Raw genomic sequence first — 18004 nt, 5'->3', positions numbered from 1 at the left:
CCATATAGCTTACATTCCAAACCTTAAGAAGAAAATCAAACGAACGACGCCGATCACTTAACGTCCGGGCCAAAATACCTCAATACAGCGATACACTACCTTTATGTGATTGCAGAAACACCATTTAAACAGGATGCAGTTGCCCCGTGGTTCACTCCATTCGGTGAAAAAAAATATCACAATGGCAAGCTTACTGGAAGAAATTGCCGGTACGAGGTTTACAGGCCATTGCATACTCCATATTCAAAATAATAAGAAAAATCTTGTTTTTAAAGGGGGCCTGTGTATCCTTTCCCAGTCCGACAATCTTAAAGGAGATAAGGCGTTCAGCGAAATTAAGGGAATAAATGAAAAAATTAATGCTGAATTATACAACTTTACTCCCACACAGGTCAACCTCAGCCTTGAATTTAACAACGACTGTATTGTAAATGATTCACCGACAAAGGCACAGTCGGAAATAATTGATCAGTCCCGAAATACCACCCCAAACAAAAAATTGTCGTCGCCAGGACTCTCAAATGAAAAAAGAAGTCCAACAATCCAGAAATATGTTGAATTACATTCCAAAGAAGATGGAATTGTCGAAGGTGATCCACATCACCCGACAAATGCCAATGGGACGAAAATTGGTGGAAAAAGGCGGGAAATTAACAGCATTTTTGATTTCAGGCCCTCAGTCAATCCAAAGATCAGAGCCCCAAAAAACACTTTTCAGCTTCCAAGAGGTCGTCCGGTCGAGACAAGAAAGGATATCAAGTTAATGAATCTCGTTTCCCATATCGAAAGTTCGGAATTTACCGGATACTGTATTATCGATCTTGATGGGCGGCAGGCATCGCTCCTCCTTGAACGCGGCAGATGTGTAATGATTGACTACCCGCCACGGTATGGAGAGGAGGCAGTCAAGGAGATACAGTCCGCAATATCAAAGACAGTCTCTGGGGACCTTTATGAATTAAGTCCCCAGCAAATGGACCTGGCCATCGAATTTAACGACGGTTACTGGGCAAACAACTGGACGAAAGGAACAGGTATTTCTATCTCAGCGGTTTCACGGGAAATTTTTGACATGACCGCGACGACCCCCGATACGGGCGCGAAGATATCAGAAATAGCCCCCGATCTCACCGCACATAAGGTCACTCCCCATGAACCCGTACCATTGAGTCAGGAAGAACTGGATTCTCTTGTCGAGGAAGAACCCATCGACACGAATGATGATGAGGAACTGGATGATTTTGCACAGCAAGTCCGCAATCTTGAAAATATGAACATGGAAATAATGGAAAAAAGAATCAAGGAAAACTTCAAGGATGTTATCAAGGAACTTGATCTTGAATACCTTATAGTAGAGAAATCCGACTAATTGTCCATATGAATGATAAAAATGGATGACATATTTCTGATTTTTATTGGTATCGCCGCTTTGGTCGTGATACCTGCAATCGCCTACCAGGCATACCGAATGATCCGGAGAGGGGAAGAATCAAAAGCAAACGGCATCCCCAAGGTCGGAATTACTACAGATCCCATTTCGTCGGAAATTCAGATTAATACGGCCAAAGAAGACCAGAATAGAGCAAAACCCCCGCAAACGCAGGTGGCTGAAGAACCTGAAACCCCCGCAACAGAACGATCAACCGACAGGGTTCAGGCCTATGAAAAACCGGTCACGGATATTGATTTGACGAACGGGTCCTTATCGATAATGGAGAGTATGAGCAACCTGTGCCGGAAGTATGGCATAGAGACCTGCACCCTTGCCTCGGGAGACGGACTTGTTGTTGCATCCTCATATCCCGGCGGTACAAGAGATGCAGCATACTTCAGTAATCTGTATTTCCGGGAAAATATTACACGCAAAGGAGATATCACGATCTCTCCCATGAAATATAAGGATCAGGACCTGATAGTTATCATTCGTTCGCAGCGCAATTTGGATAGCGAAGATATCGAAGCTATTAAAAGCGATGAAAAACGTATTCTCCTATTCTGGCTATAAAATTTAACCTACCGTTTTAATTATCTCTCAAATTTTAGCCTTATTTTTTATAAGAACGATAAATTTTCGAAAGAATATTACAACGCATTTTGATAAGCAATACAACACACATATTAAATATTAATAAACTGAATGGTTATGTAGACAATCCAGGAATTGTGTGAGGTATTCATGGTTAAAGTCTATACAATTGCGTCAGGAAAAGGTGGTACGGGTAAAACCACCACCTCAGCAAACCTCGGAACATGCCTCGCTGAACTCGGAAAAGAGACCTACATCATGGATGCTGATATGGGGATGGCCAATTTGGGGATCATCCTTGGGATGGAAGATGTCCCGATCACACTCCACGAGGTGCTTGCGGGGAAGGCGAAAGTTACCGAAGCAGTCTATGAGGGGCCATGCGGAGTAAAAGTTGTTCCTAGTGGAATTTCTTTGAAAGGATTTCAAAATGCTGATCCGGATCGACTCAGGGATGTGATGCGTGAACTTATTGGTAAATGCGAATATCTCCTAATTGATGCCCCTGCAGGAATAAGCAGGGATGGGGTAATTCCGCTTGCAATAGCTGATGAAGTCATCCTTATCGTTAATCCCGAACTTTCATCAATGGTGGATGCCCTGAAAACAAAAATTCTGACCGAACTGGTTGGAGGAAAAGTGAAGGGAGCTATTCTGACACGGGCAACGATGGAAAATACCGAGGTGTCAAAGCAGAAGATGGAAGAGGTTCTTGGGGTGAAGGTCATTGGAATTGTGCCAGAAGATCCTAATGCACGACGTGCAGCCGCTTATAAGACCCCCATTGCCATCAAATATCCGGAATCCGATGCTGCAAAGGCATACAGGCGTATCGCTGCCAATATTGCCGGTACAACATACAAGGATGAAACGGAATTCATTCAGTCAAAGGAAACATTCATTGACCGGCTTGCACGATCGATATTCAAAGGGAAAAAATGATAGGGATAACTCCTGAAGCAATACTCCTTATCCTTTTTGGAGTTGTGATTGTCTTCCTCCTTCTTGTCGTAAAGATAATGCATACCAGAATATACCAGTTGCTGGATGAAGTCGATAAAATCAGCGGAAAAATGAACCTTACCTCTAATGAAATTGAGCAACTGACAAAAAATGTCGAAGAATTTAAAAACAAAAATCTCTGATTGAAATTCAAAAAGACAAGATAAATAAAGGATATCGACGTATCTAATATGGCGGGGCCATAGGGTAGCCTGGACCATCCTAGGAGACTGGGGGTCTTCTGACCTGCGTTCGAATCGCAGTGGCCCCATTTACTTTTTTTTGGAAGTGTCAGCACATGCAACTCTCTGAAACATGTTTTGAATGTCTTATGTCCCGAATCCTGTTTGAATGCCGCCTTTCGTGCAAAGATGAGCAAATCATCGACAAAGCAGTAAACCAATGCCGTTCACTCCTTGGAGAGATCTGCCACGAACCGGTACCTGCACCGCATCTGTCAAGCAGAGTTCACAGGTGCGCATATTCGATTATCAATGATTCTGATCCATACCGTTCTCTCAAGAAGAGAAATAATATGGAAGCCCTCGAGGCGGCAGACGAAATTAAAGATCAGCTTACAACGTTTCGGGACCTCTGCCTTGGTGCTATTATTGCCAATACTCTTGATTATGGATCTGCAGAGCATACAGTGACCGAGGATTTTCGAACATTTTTCAGCATGGAATTCGCGAAGGGCCTCAGTATTGATGACACGGCTGAAATGGAACAATATCTGGGAAAAGTTGTCTACTTTTGTGATAATTGTGGTGAAATTGTCTATGACAATCTCCTTATTTCCTACCTTCAACAAACCGGATCAGAGGTCGTGGTGGTTGTCCGGGGTGCACCCATCATCAATGATGCAACCATGGAAGATGCCCTGTTTGCGGGAATCAATCCCCAATGTACAAGAATTCTCACGAACACCACCGGAATTGCTGAACTGGGGTACTTCCCCCCATATACACCCGAAGAACTAAGGGAAGAACTCCAGACAGCAACACTCATAATTGCAAAGGGAATGGCCAATTACGAATCATTTTCCGAATTTTCCATCCCTTGCCCAATAGCATATCTCATGTCGGTAAAATGTCAACCGATCGCTGATACGATAGGAGTTCCCAAAGGTTCAAGGATTGCCCTTCTTCGTATCAATTGAACATCCGCACCGGGACGAGAAAAGAGAAAACCTAAATCAGATCTTCTTCCTCTGCAAAATATGGCTTATCGAATACCTCGTTCCATGTTGTTTCCAGGACGTAGTATTCCATCATTTCAATTACTCTCTGATTCTTGGGGGAAATCTCATATGCCCTCTCAAGCATTTTTCCAGCCTCTTCGGGATTACCCATTGTAATGTAGACGCGTGTCAGTTCAAGAAGAATATCGATATTATCCGGATCCATTCGGTGCCCCCGAAGGAGAAGTTTAAGGGCTTTTTCCGAATCTTTTTCAATCCGTGCGAGATGATACCAGAGAGCAGGCTGATTCGGTTTCAGTTTAATCGCGGTCTTTAACGCCTGAGAGGCCTCTTCTGTTGTACCGATGTGCAGTCGGCATATCCCTATTCCCAACCACACCTCACCATCATGGTTTCGAAGTGCCTTTGCCTGAAGAAAGCACCCCATTGCATCATTATAGTTTTCAAGGCGCATCAATGCTGTTCCCATCGAAAGCCACGCGCGGAAATTATCATGCTCATTATCGGCTGCGCGCTTGTAATAATAATAGGCTTCCTCATAATTGCCAAGGGACAGGTAGACATCACCTTTCCCAATAAGAAAATCCGGATTTTCCGGAAGCGCTTCCAGTGCAGTATTGATAAACTGCATCGCTTCCTCAAATTCATTAATCTTGAGATGAGCGATCCCCTCGTTATACCAACCTAGAGCATATAGCTTGTTTGCCGGAATTCGAGACATGAACCGTACCTTTCCCTATTTTCTCCCTGATACTCAGGGTTCTTGTGCAACCGGAGCGCCGGTGAGGCGGTGATAATATCCTTGGGAGATACTCTCACATATGATATTGTCAGTCACTTACATAAATCAAACTACAGATTGCTCATCCCAGAATGTGCGGTACTGCAAAGAGAAGGACAATGAGGACGATCATTGCAGTGCTGATTGCAGTTACAATATAATGTGCCAGATCACCTCTTCCCCTGCGTTCGAATATCCCGGTTACCCCCTCCTGCATGATGTATCCCCCATCGAGCGGAATGAACGGAAGGGCATTGAATGTTCCAACAGCCAAATTAAACCAGAAGGTCCAGAACACAATCTGAACGACACCCCAGTATCCCTTAAACGGTACATCCCATACCGCCGCATAACTCGTATCAAAGGCCAGGATTCCCATCTGCAGTGAATCCCCTTCAAGGACATAATTAATTGGCAGATACAGGAGAAACAGCGGGCCGACCGGACTGATGACATACTGTTCGAACACTTCTTTCGTGGCAGACGGTGTATAGTAAGATATCCCCATGAATCCTGAGCTTGCCCCGGGATTAAGATCCTCTGGCCATTCAGCAAGTGCCATGGGATACGTGAACGTTTCACCCTGGTATGCCACCTCCATCATGATTTTCTCTCCGGGGGCCGTTTTTTTGAGGATACTGCCAATTTCATTGACAGATTCAACAGATACTCCGTTTATCGCAGTTATCACCGAATCAGGGGGTACCCCCGAGATTTCTGCAGGATAGTCCTTGTAGACTCCGTAAATCATCGGAACCGAATTCGGGGTTGCCATTCCCAGAAGCAGAATTAAGATAACAAGACAGATTCCGGCGACAACCAGGTTGTTTACTATCCCTGCACCGTACATCCTGATTTTGGATCTCCGTGAAGCCTTTTCGACATCCTCTTCATCAGGTTCAACAAATGCCCCAAAGGGTACCACGACAAAGAGGATGCCAGTGCTTTTTACTCTGATATCCTCTACCCTGCACAGTATTGCGTGACCAAATTCATGGACAACCATTGTGAGGAAAAGGCCGATTAAAACAGCGATGGTAAGTGGGATAAATTCATTTACACCGGGAATTGCGAGAATATTCTGAATTTCGTAGATACCCTCTGGAGCAGGAGGGGACTGTATCGTCTGATAGAAGCCCAGGATCAGAATAAGAGACATTATCACTGATATGACAACAACGAGAATGGCCCCAAATGTCCCATATATCCGTAAAAATCCGGAATATGACCGAAATTTATCGAAAAATCCAACCCTGTCCGTCTTTAATGCAAGAATCGGCCCATAAAATGTGATATGTTCCTTCCACAGATTGTTGTATTTGATGTATCCGGCAATTAGAGCATACACAGCAATAGAAAATATTGCAACAACGAGCCAATCCATCCAGTAATAATCTTAGCCCGCAGTCCAGATAAACCATGAGGACGGGGGTATACATCCTAAAAATCGAACAGACTGGACTGGGACAGGCGCGCGGAAATATCAGATACGGTCCTCCAGGAATGCCTCGCTATGACAGGAGCCCTGCCATTCTCCACAATCCATGACTCCAGAAAATCAATGGTGATTTTGTCAGAGGGATAACCACTGCCGATCCCCCCGTATTCCTCCCGAAGAGAATCGATAATCCGATCGCGTGTTACTTTGGCCACGATAGATGCTGCACTGACAACAGGAAATCTGGTGTCCGCCTTGTGCTCAGAGATAATGGTAGCCGGCGTCCGGAGGAGACACCCAACCGTTTCTCCATATCGGCCGGCATTCACATCGCAAGCATCAACGAAGGCCGTCTGTGCACCAAGCTCATCGATTACAGAGGCATGTGCCGTCGCCACGATAGTATTCATCCCCATTTTCAATTCGATGCGCATATGATCAATTTCCTTTGCATCTATGACACGGACCGCCGTCACAAATGTTGCATTGATTGTGTCATAGAGTTCTTCCCTCCGCTTTTTTGAGAGGAGCTTCGAATCCATCAGCCCAAGACCCTCGCATTCATCGGAGTCCCCTACCATGACCCCTGCAATGACCATAGGGCCAAGAACAGACCCTTTCCCCGCTTCATCTATCCCGCAAATCACGTTTATCCTCACTACATTTCACAATCTATATCAATACATGGTGTCGAAAACCCAATGAATGTTTATCATCATCATTGGGCTGGGAGGAATCGGCCGGAACCTTGCAGCAATATCTGTTGAACATGGTGACTCAGTAGTCGTTATCGATCAGGACGAAGACAGATGCAATGAAGTTATCGAACATTATGATGTCATGGCGATAAACGGCAATGCCACAGATAAATCAATTCTCGAAGATGCGGGAATTGACAGGGCACATGCTCTTGTTGCGACGACAAGTGATGATGCGGTCAACCTAATGGCATGCTGGCTTGCAAAGAAATTCAACGTTCCGAATGTTGTATCGATTGTCAACCAGAAGGAACATTCCGACTTCTTCCAGGAAGTCGGTGTTCATATCAGCGAAAACCCGGATGAGCTTGTGGCAAACCGACTCTACTACTGGTCGGAAAACACCGATTTGCACCAGATAGCTTCAATCCCGGGTGGAACAATCTTCCAGCTTGATGTGGATCAAAATGCACCAATGATTAATCACGAAATTCAGGAGCTTGAGGTCAGGGATTTCGTTTTCATCGCAATTCAGCGGGAAAAGGGGGACCTCATCATACCAAGCGGAAGAGTCCGGATTCGTGAGGGGGACAAGATAATTGTCTTCACAAAAAAAGAGGCTGAGAAGGACTGTCTGGCAGTTCTCAACAGACAGTTGAAAAGTTCAGCCTAATATTTTTTTCAGACTGCTAATTTCCTTGAGTAGCCAGGGATTGTATTTAATCAGTTCCTTTACGATTTCCTTGGTACCGATTTTCTCAAGGTCGATCTTTTGAACCGATCCAAGAATGGAGTTCATTTTATCATCTGAGAGCCTGATGAAGATCTCCTTGATCTGATAGTTTCTCTCAAGGCCCTTGCCCATCGCTGATTCGCGCCAGAGAACATCATATTTTTTCAATGCGGCTGCGCTGACATCTCCTTCTTTGATACATTCTGCAGCCACTTCCCCGGCAAGCCTTCCGGTATACATGGCATTGATGATGCCTCCACCGGTGAGCGGATCGCTCACCCGCGCCGCATCACCCACGATCATAAGACCGGCAGAGACTGTTGATGTCAGCGGCCTGCATGCGGACACTCCGCCTACAATCAGCTCGATGATCTTACCGTCAGGGAATTTCTCCTGAATAAATCTGTCAAGGTAATCCTTCGGGCGGTTGCCGTCACGGCACTTCTTTCCTGAGATACCGATTCCAACATTTGCAGTACGTTCACCCTTGGCAAATATCCATACATATCCTTCGGGTGCTACCTCATTGCCCATATAAAATACATTCACTCCCGGCTGAATATCGATATCAGTCATCAGATACTGGACACAGGTTTCCAGTTCGGCCATCGGTACTACCGTATCGATCCCGCACCACCGTGCAAATTTTGATTCTACGCCGTCGGCAGCAATAACAATTTTCGCTGTAATATTCCGTATTTTCCCTGCATATTCAACCTTGGCGCCCTTCACCACACCATTTTCAACAATGGCGTCAACTGCACGTGTCTTGACATATACTTCACACCCTGCATTCGCCGCTCTCCATATGAGTTCGCGGTCAAACATCTTTCTGTCCAGGACATATCCGACTTCATTGCCAGCCATTTCTGAACTTAGTTGTATGACCTGACCATTGGGTGCGACGAGTTCTGCACCCTGTATTTTGGCGGAGACCCATTTTGGATCAAGGTCAATAAAATCATAAATTTCCTGACCAACTCCTTCCGCACAGCGTACAGGAGTACCTATGGCCGGTCGCTTTTCAATAATACAGCATGAGAGACCTGCTTCTGCGACTGCCTTTCCAGCCATCGCCCCGCCGGGTCCTCCACCGATTATCAGAACATCATAGTGATCGTTCATCCGCCACCTCCAGTGCACCAAGGGGACAGACCCTTGCACAGATTCCACAGTCGCGGCACCGATCCGCATCTACCGTGAGGTATGCGTCAACAAGTTCTAGAGCCCCTTCAGGGCAGACTGAGACGCAGGCACCACAGTATCCACAGATTTCCCTGCGAATTGAAAGCATCAAGTTAGGTATGTGCATAACGTCCAAAAATATTTCCTAACTCACGGAGTTTTTCCTGTTCTCCGGGGGCATTTTGTTCAAGAATTTTTATTTCCTGCGCACTCATTTTAAAAAATCATCATCATGGCCCCAGACAATTCCATAAAATCAAAAAAAAATGTGGATTTGGGCAACGCAAAATAATATCCTTATCTATTGGTATGTTGTTTGGAATAGAAAAGGAATCTGAGCCAAATCCCATAAATGGAATCCCTCTCATTCACAATGGAAAAAGAAGATGGAGGAAGAGACGGTTCGGTTGAGATCACGGTCGAATCCCCCGGCGTTTTACCTTTTATTTTTCAGAATCTTTGTAACTCTGCGAACATAGGTAAACAAAAAGAACAGGAGTGAATAATCAGGTCTTAACCGATTGCAGTGCAAATGTACCGTATTTCCCTCCACCACCGGGGTAAAGGATGATGCTTCCAGTCCGAAAATCTTCAATCGCTGCAGCCACACCGGAATGTACTCCGGCTATCTCCTCTGGTGCCGCATCGGTGAGAACAGCAATTTCACACCCAAAACAGGCAATAAGTTCGGCGTAGAGCGCCTGACATTTCATGGTATTGGGGGATGATGTTCCGAGAACATGCTGGATGATCTCACCCAGCGGAATTGTATGAAGATATGGAGGGCGGGGACTCACCGGTCCGGTGCTCATCTGCGCCGCCAGGTCACGCACTCCCATCTTAATCACTCCACCGTCATGCGGGCACCTCCAGCCGTTCATCTCCGCCCCAGAGACAGTATACTGTCGATAACAGGCGGGACAGGCAGTCCGGTTGTATTTACCTTCCTCCGGGAAGAAACCAGCATTGAGAAGAATCTCTCCACGGCATACCGCTTCGATCACTGCAGCAGCACTCCCTTTTTTGATGGCAAGCCGGGTAAATTCCCGTCCAACCTTCAGAGGAGAGGGACTGTGCGCATCTGAACTGGATAAAAAGGGAATATTGGCCAGTTCCGGTATTCCGGCTCCATATGATGAATCGGCCGAGAGGCCCAGCTCCAAAAAATCCGGATTTTCTCCCCGGTAACATTCCATAAGTGAGGGATATTTTCCATACAGGCCCGTCCATGGAGTAAATGCATGCGCCGGTCCTACCACCCCTCCCTCCTCGTGCACAATACGGGCAATGTCACCACCCGACAAAGCAACATGAGGTCGTCCCGCCGAATGAATAGTCCTGCTAAACGGAGAGAACCGATTCGAAATTGCCTCGGCAATCTCCATCGATTCGGCAAGAATAAGATGATGCACTCTTCCTTCCCCCTGAACCTCCATGGAGGGTACGACAATTATCCCCGCATTATTTTCCACGTGGTCCTTCCACGCCTCCCTCCATAGAGGGTGGGAGGCATCACCTGTTCCCAGAATCCCGATTCCCTTCATAGTGCAGGCTTCAAGAAGAGCAGAAGGGGACATCGATGGTGAGACGGCCATCGAAAAAGAAGAATGAATATGAAGATCCGCAGTAACAATCATGAACTCTCAGCCGATGTAACTGAGTTCTTCCTGCGACCGTTTCTCTTCCATATCGCGAATTTTGTCGAAAAGCGCCTCCATTTCAGACGCACGCTCCTCGAGTTTCGTTTCATCCACAACAAGACCTATCAGGCGGGAGAGCACCTGCAAAACGGCATGAGCACTCTTCGGATCGACAATGTACCCCGAAGTTTCGCCCATAAGGCATATGCCCTCAATACCATATGCGGCACCAAGTCCCAACAGAAGCCCGGAAGCCCCGATGATACCGCCTCCGGGTTCATCCCGTGTGAACAATACCCCCTGATTCTCCACCTCTTCACGGAGCCCGGGATGGTTGACTGCTCCAAGAACCCGAATATCATCTACGAGATGCCCCACCCCGTATCCACCGAGAGTGTACACCCGCTTCACACCTAGTTCCTGCGCAAGTTGAAGATAGGCATCGGAGAGCAGATAATGCCCTTCAGCGGAATTGCTCTGAAAATCACCGACCAAAAATAGGAAGGCACGCCCGTCTGCTTCGTACCGGTAAATCTCATTTCTGGCAAGTTCGGTAACCCCTTCCTCATTGATGAGAACCTGAGGGGGAAAATAAATCGAGGTTATTTCGGCGATCTTCTCCGCCCCCAGTTCATCTATCATGTGCTCGGCAACGAGTTTGCCCACCTGGCCTACTCCCGGGAGCCCTTCAATGAGAATTTCTCCGGTGATATTCTCCTCACGGGCAAGCTGGATAGCAATGTCATCCATGGTATATCCTCCGGCGATATGCTCCATATTTGTCTTCAGGGGAAAAACGTGCCGGGTGTGCGGTAGAGGTCGCCCTTCCACAGGACGGACAGGAAAAGGAGAGGGTGTAAGTCCCGTCATGCGGGCATTTTCGAATTTTTCCGGCCATTAATTCTTACCAGAGCGCTGTTTGCGAACAAATTCCCCGGTACCGCCGGCACGTTCAACAACACCGATAGCGGCTTTCGCAGCCTTGTCTATCGCTTTTTCAGCGGTCTTATAATCATGTGCCGTAACTTTCACCCGGTATTTGGGTGCGCCAACGTATACCAGTTCAATGTCAACATCTTCAACATTCGGCTGGGCACTTCTGAGAGCCCTGCGTATCACATTGACGCCATCAGGTTTCGTAGACGTCAGAATCAGATTACCGGTGATGGTGACCTTCTGTAATTTGACATTCTCACCTGCGACCTGGATCAGAGAGTCTGCAACCTTTTTGCTAAGATTCAGACGTTTTAATGTCCCTTTTTCATCGGTCAGAACGTCTTCGAATACCGGAAAGAGCGCCCCATATTCCTGGTAAAAAAGATTCTGTAATTCATCTTCATTGACACCAGTCGCTTCTGAAATGAATGAAATCCACTTTATGGCTTTCTGTTCATTTTTCCATTCGTGAATTTTCTCTTTCCGCTGGTGATCATTGACATCTTTCAGTGAGAGATCAATATGACCTTTTTTACGGTCCACGTGCAAAACCTTGCAGACGACTTTCTGTCCCTCCCGAACGAAATCCCTGATATGCTTGATCCATCCTCGTGCCACCTCGGCAATCGGAATCAGACCTTCGCGGTTGTTGTACTCATCGAGGGTTACAAAAGCAACAAAGTCTTTTACGTTTGTTACCGTGCAGACAACCAGTTCCCCTTCGTCAGGCCATTCTCTCTCTTCTAGCATAACTTCACTACTCACTCAAGTTCAGCGAGAATTTCTGCATTGATTATTGCATTCCCGCCACTTGGTTCAGCAAGAACCTTCCCACAGACAACACAATCAACCTTCGTGCTTGCCCGCTGGAAAATTACCTGTTCATTTTCGCAGTCAGGGCATTTGACCTGATAGAATTTACTGCGATTTTCCCTGCTAACTCGTACCATTATTATCACTCCTGGAGTTCGAACTTACCTGCTTTCACACCGCTGCGAAGATGCGCCTTGCCGCATGTAGTACAGCGGTACCGGACATTGATACGCTTTGTCGGTTTGTCGCCACCGGGAACCTTGGAGAATTTACCCATATTTCCTACTTTCCCGCGACGCGATTTCTGACGGTCAATCCAGTGAAGGTGCATGTCCTTACCTTTCTTGACTTTTTCGACTTCGTGTACCTCATGCTTTCTGCAGTAAGGGCAGTATGTCTTAAATTTTGTTGGCATTTTCATTGAAATAAGCCCCTTGAAATGGATTGCAAGTCCCAATATTATTTACCTGCCTTAATACTTAAGGCTATGTTGCGTTCATACAGGACTCGGGCATTCTTCCCAGGAAGAGTAACAATGTCTTCCTTTATAAGGCTATAAATTCTCCCGTCTGTACCCATAAATGGTTCGATATCTTCCATAATTCGGACGAGTTCATAGTCTTCTGTCACCGGAGAGCGCTGAGATCCACCGTCATTTGCCCCGGGAATCGGCTCCCCGCTATCCACAACAACAGCAGGCCGCTGTTCTTCGGCGGAATGAAGAGTCCCTTCTATCAGCTCTTCACGGCAACGGCTGATTGCCGCCGCAATATCTTCATACATCTCCCGCTCTTCTGGAAGCATTTTCCGCAGTTCCTGAGGGTCGACATATCGTGTCTCCATCTGATTGATGGCTACCTTGAGAATTTTTTTGAACCGTTCCTGCGCAATATCATTGAGAGTAACCTTGATACTCTCGGTTTCCTGAACAAGGTCCGTTCCACGCCCTGTGAGGAAATTCTCAATACACTTCGCTTCCTCGTAGAGTTCAGAGAGACGCCGCTTTGCCTTTTCGAATATATCAGGTGGGATCTCCGTGAGTGTACCGCTCTCCCGCTCGTCAAGAACAATAATCCTGATATCTTCTAATTCCATGAAAATCTCCTAACAGTCTCAATGTACCGGTGGAGGAGCAACCGCCGCAATTTCTGCAATCCCCCTGCAGCAGAGGAATACTGCCATCTCTTCTGGAACTTTTTGAAGCCCCTTCGTAAGAGTATACTTTTCTCCCATCATAGTCATTGCGAGCGGAAATGCACAATCGACATTTACCATGCCCTCTCCGAAGTCCACAACAGCATCACATAACGGATCGAATGCCTCGAGATCCTTCGGACCGGACAATTCAACGACCCTGAGTCCTGAACCTCCATGAAGAGAGGCGGGAGCACGGATGAGCCGTTTGACATCCGTCGTGACGGGCTCATCGGTAAGTGCCGCCCGACTGGCGATTCGTTCTTTCAACGGGGGGTATTCTTCCGAAGTGATGAGCTGAAGAACCCGTGACGGAATGACGGCGGTCGATGGATGCGAAAGGGCAGCAACAAGGTCTACAGCTGAGTTCATAAACTTCTCAGCTGACCCCTTCCCTATTCCCTTTTTACCGGCCAGACACCGCAATGCCTCCCCACGTTCCATCTCAAGGTATTGCTGCACTTCTTCCATGAGTGCCTCGCGATATCGCAACGGCCACCCACCTCCATCACCCTCTCTACCCTGCAGCATAATTGCGGGATCAAGACCTATCCCACAGACATAATCCACAAGCTCACGGCGTTGTGCACTTTCCCACTGCCGGATTTCCAGATCACGAATATGAATATGGTATCCACGACCACCGGAAAAAACCAGATGAAGGGATTTTTCTGAAAAACCCAACTCATCGGTCAGCATTGCAATGAGCTTGAATGTCTCTGCCTTTACCCGCTCAAGCATCACCTCGTACGGCACCTTCTGAACAATGTGGTCTGCATCGAGGTCAAAGATCAGATCTGCGCCACACCATTCTTTTTCATTCATTGTGGCGGCTGACGGAAGAGCATAATATGCCGTTGAAAAATACATATGTCGGGGGACCATTGTGCGGACATATGAGGTCACCTCATCCCGGGAATGAAATGCCATATGACGCCGCATATGGACTTTTGGGGATTGATCAAAGAATATGAACCCCCATTCCCGCTGTTCCAGTGACGGCGGTGTTGGAAGAAATGCCCGCGAATAATAAGAATGAAACTTCTGCTTCACATACTCAAGTGTTGCGGGATTCATGCGAGCCTCTTAGACATATAGGGTCCTGATCGTTCATATCCGTGCCTGCGATAGTATGGCCTCACGCCAATTCCGCTCATAACCGATACTTCTGAATAGCCGTTTTCTGAAGCGATTTCCTCAGCCTTCTCGAGCAGACGGTTCCCAAATTGCCGGTGCTGCCATTCATACCCCACATCGCCGTTGCGGGAAAGGGGGACCATTGACCCATAGACATGCAGCTCCCGAATAAGGGCCGAACCTTCAATCTCTGCCCTCCAAGGCTTATAAGGATAACGAAGCCGGATAAATCCGATCAAAACATCATCTGCCACAGCCGAAATAAAATATTCCGTCCCTCTGCAGCATTCATACTCAAGGACTTCAATCGAGGCCTCACCTTCTACAATGTTGCGTCCCGCCTCCCGACAACGAATACATCTGCACTTTCCACCCTTCCGAATAAGATATTCATGGGCCAGCTGACGGAAATTGCTGTGATGTGATCCGGATACGATAAGCTTTGCCGGAATATCACGCTGCACCCTCTGAAGCCGGACATATTCGGGAAGGCATGATTTTCCATAGGCGATGAGCTGTATCAGGTCTTCTTCCGGATAGGTTTCATACTCACCTCTCTCCCATAATGACTCAATCTCCGAACCGGGAGTGACGAGAGTTGGATAAATTTTGATGAAATCAGGCCGATAATCCGGGTTGGCGAAGAGTTCCCTGAACATGGCCCGATCATCTTCCATGCTGGCAGACGGCAGATTCGGCATAATGTGAAATCCAACCTTAATTCCCGCATCGCGCAGATGACGATTTGCGGCCATGGTCTCTTCCACACCATGCCCGCGCCGGTTATACTCCAGTATCCTGTCCTGGACATGCTGGACACCCAGTTCTACTTTGGTCACCCCCAGCGAAAGCATGCGATCGATATGCTCCGGGAGGCACCAGTCAGGACGAGTCTCGAACGTTGCCGCAATACAGCGGACATCTGCGGATTCATTCCGGCTGCACAGTTCTTCATACGAAACACTGTCCCCTGCCGGCTCATGCCCGTATTCATTCATCGCGCGAATGCATCCACTCATAAACCATTCCTGATAGGCCGGATCCCTGGCAGTAATTGTCCCGCCCATGACAATCAGTTCAGCCTTGTCGATGTGATGACCAAGCAGCTGAAACTGTGAAAGGCGAGCCCGCACCTGAACATATGGGTCAAACCCGAATTCACGACCCCGCAACGCTGCGGGTTCCTCCCCTGTATAACTCTGAGGCGAATGGAAGGGGTGTTCCGGCCCGCCGGGACAGGGGAGACAGATTCCGTGTGGACAGGGATGTGGCGAGGTCATGACCGCAATCGGCGCCACACCGGAAAGCGTTCGAGTTGGTTTCACCTGAAGAATCTGCCTCAGACGTTCATAATCATCTGAGGGGGCAGCTGCAAGAATGGCCGAATTTTTCGGAATATTGGAAAGACCATACTTTTTTGATACGCTGATCTTAATTTTCTGGACATCAGACGAGCTGATTCCCGGAGAAGAAAGACGGGAGATGATCTCCCGCAGAATAGTTACCTCATCCATACCGGATTACTGACCAACCGCAACCTCATCCGGAGTTGCAAACTCCGAATATTCCATGGAGGCAAGTCCCTTCGATCTCACATACTGAACAAGTTCGTCCCCCAGGGAAAGAATAGCCTCCTTGTGGCAGATCTTGTTCTTATGAATATGGACAGGTGAAATTGACAGAGAAGCATAGTTTTCTGCCAGAATTTCTTCATTGTTTGTAGATTCGTAATATTTTTTCACATGGACAAGAAGCATGTGAAGATGTAGTAGTTCCTCTTTCTGCACCAAATCACCAATCCTTAGGAATTACTACTTTTCCTAAGGAGATATAATTTATTGGTGATCTTTATATCGCACAACTCACGCGCCGCCGGGGCGCTTGCGGGACTTGCTGTCGGGGACGCCCTTGGTGCCCCCTACGAGGGATACCCGGCGCGGGGTCAAGGGATACCAGAAATCTCTTCTGGAGGGAGATTCGGAGTAAAATCGGGAGAATTCACAGACGATACCGAACAGGCACTTGGCATTGCCAGATCACTTCTCAAATGCAGGAGATTTGAGCCGAATGATGTTATGCGCAACCTTATTACGGCTTATACCAAAAATCCACGATTTTACGGACCAACATCTTCAGCAGTCTTTGCGCGGGTCCTGAACGGATGCGCACCCCGGGATGCCGCACAGGACATCTTTGAACAGGGTGGCGGCAGAAGCAACGGAAGTGTCATGCGGGGCCCCCCATTGGGCATTTTTTATCCACCTGAAGAAGTATGGCAGGTAAGTCTCGCTTGCTCACGACTTACCCATCCCCACCCCGTTGCCTGTGAATGTTCCGCCGTTGTCAATATGATGATCAGTTGCCTTTGCAGGGGAATCCCCAGGGATGAGGCATACGCATCCGCCCTCAATAGCATTACCATCACAGAAATCAGGGATATTCTCGGCGATCCCCACAATTACCCGCTGATCCCTTCGCTCGATGCCCTTGCGACCACTCATTGTGCAATCTCCCTCTTCTTAAATTACCGTTCGTATCCGGAGACGGTGTCTGCTGCAGTCATGCTCGGGGGCGATACCGACACAATCGCAGCTATTGCAGGGGCGATGTCAGGAGCAGATCTTGGCCTGAATGCAATCCCCGGCAAATGGATAACCCAGATACAGGGAATCACCGAAGTAATCGGCATTGCAGAATCTTTGAATGCTCTCAGAAAAGATGGCAGATGACAAAAATGATGGATAATATGAAAGAATAGGACTCTATTCCGAGACCGGACGTAGAAGGACGGCTTTCATCCTTTTCCCAAGGACACAAGGCTTTTCCACCTCACCAAATACTTCTTCGATATGATAGCCCTCGTCTTCAATCACTCCTTCGGGATTACACAGGGAGAAGTTCGGGCATTCGGTTTCCGTGCAGCTGGTCTCGAATGTAATTCTTGAATGCAGTATCGCCCGCTCTGTTGGTACAGCGGATTTTATGGGCGCTACAACTACCTCCACGGTGTATGCCCCCCCATTATGAACATTGCAGGAATGAAGGGTATTCGTTCGCACCCCGACAATTCTGTACCTCCGCCGGAGGCGAAGGTTATGGCAGACCTTATGAAGCTTGCACCCCTCACATGCCGGACTCTCCCCTTCATAAATGAATTCAAGACCCTCGACAGCAATATTCTTCCCGGCAAGAGTTATTTTGGATTTTTCTGAGATCATAA

23 protein-coding genes and 1 tRNA gene are annotated in these 18004 nt (G+C 47.4%); 8 read left to right on the top strand and 16 right to left on the bottom strand.

Going from position 1 to position 18004, the window contains the following annotated elements; all coding sequences use genetic code 11:
* Positions 1–181 precede the first annotated feature (181 nt).
* From AZH53_RS02015 to AZH53_RS01990, 6 genes are all read left to right on the top strand, one after another.
* A complete protein-coding gene (locus AZH53_RS02015) occupies positions 182–1369 on the top strand; it encodes a hypothetical protein (protein ID WP_319641888.1) in 1188 nt (395 codons plus the stop codon).
* A 12-nt stretch (positions 1370–1381) separates the two neighbouring features.
* A complete protein-coding gene (locus tag AZH53_RS02010; protein ID WP_319641887.1) occupies positions 1382–2005 on the top strand; it encodes a hypothetical protein in 624 nt (207 codons plus the stop codon).
* Positions 2006–2176: 171 nt separating this feature from the next.
* On the top strand, positions 2177–2968 hold the full coding sequence (gene minD / locus AZH53_RS02005; protein ID WP_319641886.1) for a cell division ATPase MinD: 792 nt from the start codon (positions 2177–2179) through the stop codon (positions 2966–2968).
* A complete protein-coding gene (locus AZH53_RS02000; protein ID WP_319641885.1) occupies positions 2965–3171 on the top strand; it encodes a hypothetical protein in 207 nt (68 codons plus the stop codon). The genes minD and AZH53_RS02000 overlap by 4 nt, the downstream gene beginning before the upstream one ends.
* Positions 3172–3224: 53 nt before the next feature.
* Positions 3225–3299, top strand: a tRNA-Pro gene (locus AZH53_RS01995).
* A 27-nt stretch (positions 3300–3326) separates the two neighbouring features.
* On the top strand, positions 3327–4187 hold the full coding sequence (locus AZH53_RS01990) for a damage-control phosphatase ARMT1 family protein (RefSeq protein ID WP_319641884.1): 861 nt from the start codon (positions 3327–3329) through the stop codon (positions 4185–4187).
* Between the two features lie 31 nt (positions 4188–4218).
* Here AZH53_RS01990 and AZH53_RS01985 read toward each other — a convergent pair whose 3' ends face one another.
* The 3 genes from AZH53_RS01985 to rnhB form a co-directional block, all read right to left on the bottom strand.
* Positions 4219–4950, bottom strand: coding sequence for a tetratricopeptide repeat protein (locus AZH53_RS01985; protein WP_319641883.1), 732 nt, complete (start codon positions 4948–4950; stop codon positions 4219–4221).
* Between the two features lie 142 nt (positions 4951–5092).
* Positions 5093–6394, bottom strand: coding sequence for a site-2 protease family protein (locus AZH53_RS01980; RefSeq protein WP_319641882.1), 1302 nt, complete (start codon positions 6392–6394; stop codon positions 5093–5095).
* Positions 6395–6450: 56 nt separating this feature from the next.
* A complete protein-coding gene (gene rnhB, locus AZH53_RS01975) occupies positions 6451–7107 on the bottom strand; it encodes a ribonuclease HII (protein ID WP_319641881.1) in 657 nt (218 codons plus the stop codon).
* 46 nt (positions 7108–7153) lie between these two features.
* Between rnhB and AZH53_RS01970 the strand changes: the two genes are divergently transcribed.
* Positions 7154–7819, top strand: coding sequence for a potassium channel family protein (locus AZH53_RS01970; protein ID WP_319641880.1), 666 nt, complete (start codon positions 7154–7156; stop codon positions 7817–7819).
* Here the strand turns inward: AZH53_RS01970 and AZH53_RS01965 are convergent.
* The 12 genes from AZH53_RS01965 to AZH53_RS01910 all read right to left on the bottom strand — a co-directional run bounded on the left by AZH53_RS01965 (position 7811) and on the right by AZH53_RS01910 (position 16571).
* Positions 7811–9004, bottom strand: a complete 1194-nt coding sequence (locus tag AZH53_RS01965; RefSeq protein ID WP_319641879.1) for an NAD(P)/FAD-dependent oxidoreductase — start codon at positions 9002–9004, stop codon at positions 7811–7813. The genes AZH53_RS01970 and AZH53_RS01965 overlap by 9 nt on opposite strands.
* On the bottom strand, positions 8988–9173 hold the full coding sequence (locus AZH53_RS01960) for a 4Fe-4S binding protein (protein ID WP_319641878.1): 186 nt from the start codon (positions 9171–9173) through the stop codon (positions 8988–8990). Before AZH53_RS01960 ends, AZH53_RS01965 begins: the two co-directional genes overlap by 17 nt.
* A gap of 397 nt (positions 9174–9570) precedes the next feature.
* Positions 9571–10701: an endonuclease Q family protein gene (locus tag AZH53_RS01955; RefSeq protein ID WP_319641877.1), complete on the bottom strand. Its 1131-nt coding sequence runs from the start codon at positions 10699–10701 to the stop codon at positions 9571–9573.
* 6 nt (positions 10702–10707) lie between these two features.
* Positions 10708–11454 (bottom strand): proteasome assembly chaperone family protein, encoded by a 747-nt coding sequence (locus tag AZH53_RS01950; RefSeq protein WP_319641876.1) that lies wholly within the window; start codon positions 11452–11454, stop codon positions 10708–10710.
* A complete protein-coding gene (locus tag AZH53_RS01945) occupies positions 11447–11602 on the bottom strand; it encodes an RNA-protein complex protein Nop10 (protein WP_319641875.1) in 156 nt (51 codons plus the stop codon). Before AZH53_RS01945 ends, AZH53_RS01950 begins: the two co-directional genes overlap by 8 nt.
* Positions 11602–12390 (bottom strand): translation initiation factor IF-2 subunit alpha, encoded by a 789-nt coding sequence (locus tag AZH53_RS01940; RefSeq protein WP_319643618.1) that lies wholly within the window; start codon positions 12388–12390, stop codon positions 11602–11604. The genes AZH53_RS01945 and AZH53_RS01940 overlap by 1 nt, the downstream gene beginning before the upstream one ends.
* Before the next feature lie 11 nt (positions 12391–12401).
* Complete coding sequence (locus tag AZH53_RS01935) at positions 12402–12590, bottom strand: 30S ribosomal protein S27e (RefSeq protein ID WP_319641874.1); 189 nt, start codon at positions 12588–12590, stop codon at positions 12402–12404.
* Positions 12591–12595: 5 nt separating this feature from the next.
* Positions 12596–12874, bottom strand: a complete 279-nt coding sequence (locus tag AZH53_RS01930; RefSeq protein ID WP_319643617.1) for a 50S ribosomal protein L44e — start codon at positions 12872–12874, stop codon at positions 12596–12598.
* Positions 12875–12912: 38 nt separating this feature from the next.
* The gene (locus AZH53_RS01925; protein ID WP_319641873.1) at positions 12913–13548 is read right to left on the bottom strand and encodes a hypothetical protein; all 636 of its coding nucleotides are present in this window, start codon (positions 13546–13548) and stop codon (positions 12913–12915) included.
* An 18-nt stretch (positions 13549–13566) separates the two neighbouring features.
* A complete protein-coding gene (priS, locus tag AZH53_RS01920) occupies positions 13567–14724 on the bottom strand; it encodes a DNA primase catalytic subunit PriS (protein ID WP_319641872.1) in 1158 nt (385 codons plus the stop codon).
* Positions 14721–16298, bottom strand: a complete 1578-nt coding sequence (locus AZH53_RS01915; protein ID WP_319641871.1) for a tRNA uridine(34) 5-carboxymethylaminomethyl modification radical SAM/GNAT enzyme Elp3 — start codon at positions 16296–16298, stop codon at positions 14721–14723. Before AZH53_RS01915 ends, priS begins: the two co-directional genes overlap by 4 nt.
* Before the next feature lie 6 nt (positions 16299–16304).
* Positions 16305–16571 carry a UPF0058 family protein gene (locus AZH53_RS01910; RefSeq protein ID WP_319641870.1) on the bottom strand — a complete coding sequence of 89 codons (267 nt, stop codon included), beginning with the start codon at positions 16569–16571 and terminating at the stop codon, positions 16305–16307.
* Positions 16572–16625: 54 nt separating this feature from the next.
* On the opposite strand from AZH53_RS01910, the gene AZH53_RS01905 reads away from it, so the two are divergent.
* Positions 16626–17513: an ADP-ribosylglycohydrolase family protein gene (locus AZH53_RS01905; RefSeq protein ID WP_319643616.1), complete on the top strand. Its 888-nt coding sequence runs from the start codon at positions 16626–16628 to the stop codon at positions 17511–17513.
* Between the two features lie 33 nt (positions 17514–17546).
* Here AZH53_RS01905 and AZH53_RS01900 read toward each other — a convergent pair whose 3' ends face one another.
* Positions 17547–18002 (bottom strand): UPF0179 family protein, encoded by a 456-nt coding sequence (locus AZH53_RS01900; RefSeq protein WP_319641869.1) that lies wholly within the window; start codon positions 18000–18002, stop codon positions 17547–17549.
* Positions 18003–18004 lie beyond the last annotated feature (2 nt).

Source organism: Methanovulcanius yangii, assembly GCF_018687785.1.
GTDB classification, from domain to species: domain Archaea; phylum Halobacteriota; class Methanomicrobia; order Methanomicrobiales; family Methanomicrobiaceae; genus Methanovulcanius; species Methanovulcanius yangii.
This window is presented reverse-complemented; position numbering and strand designations above follow the sequence as displayed.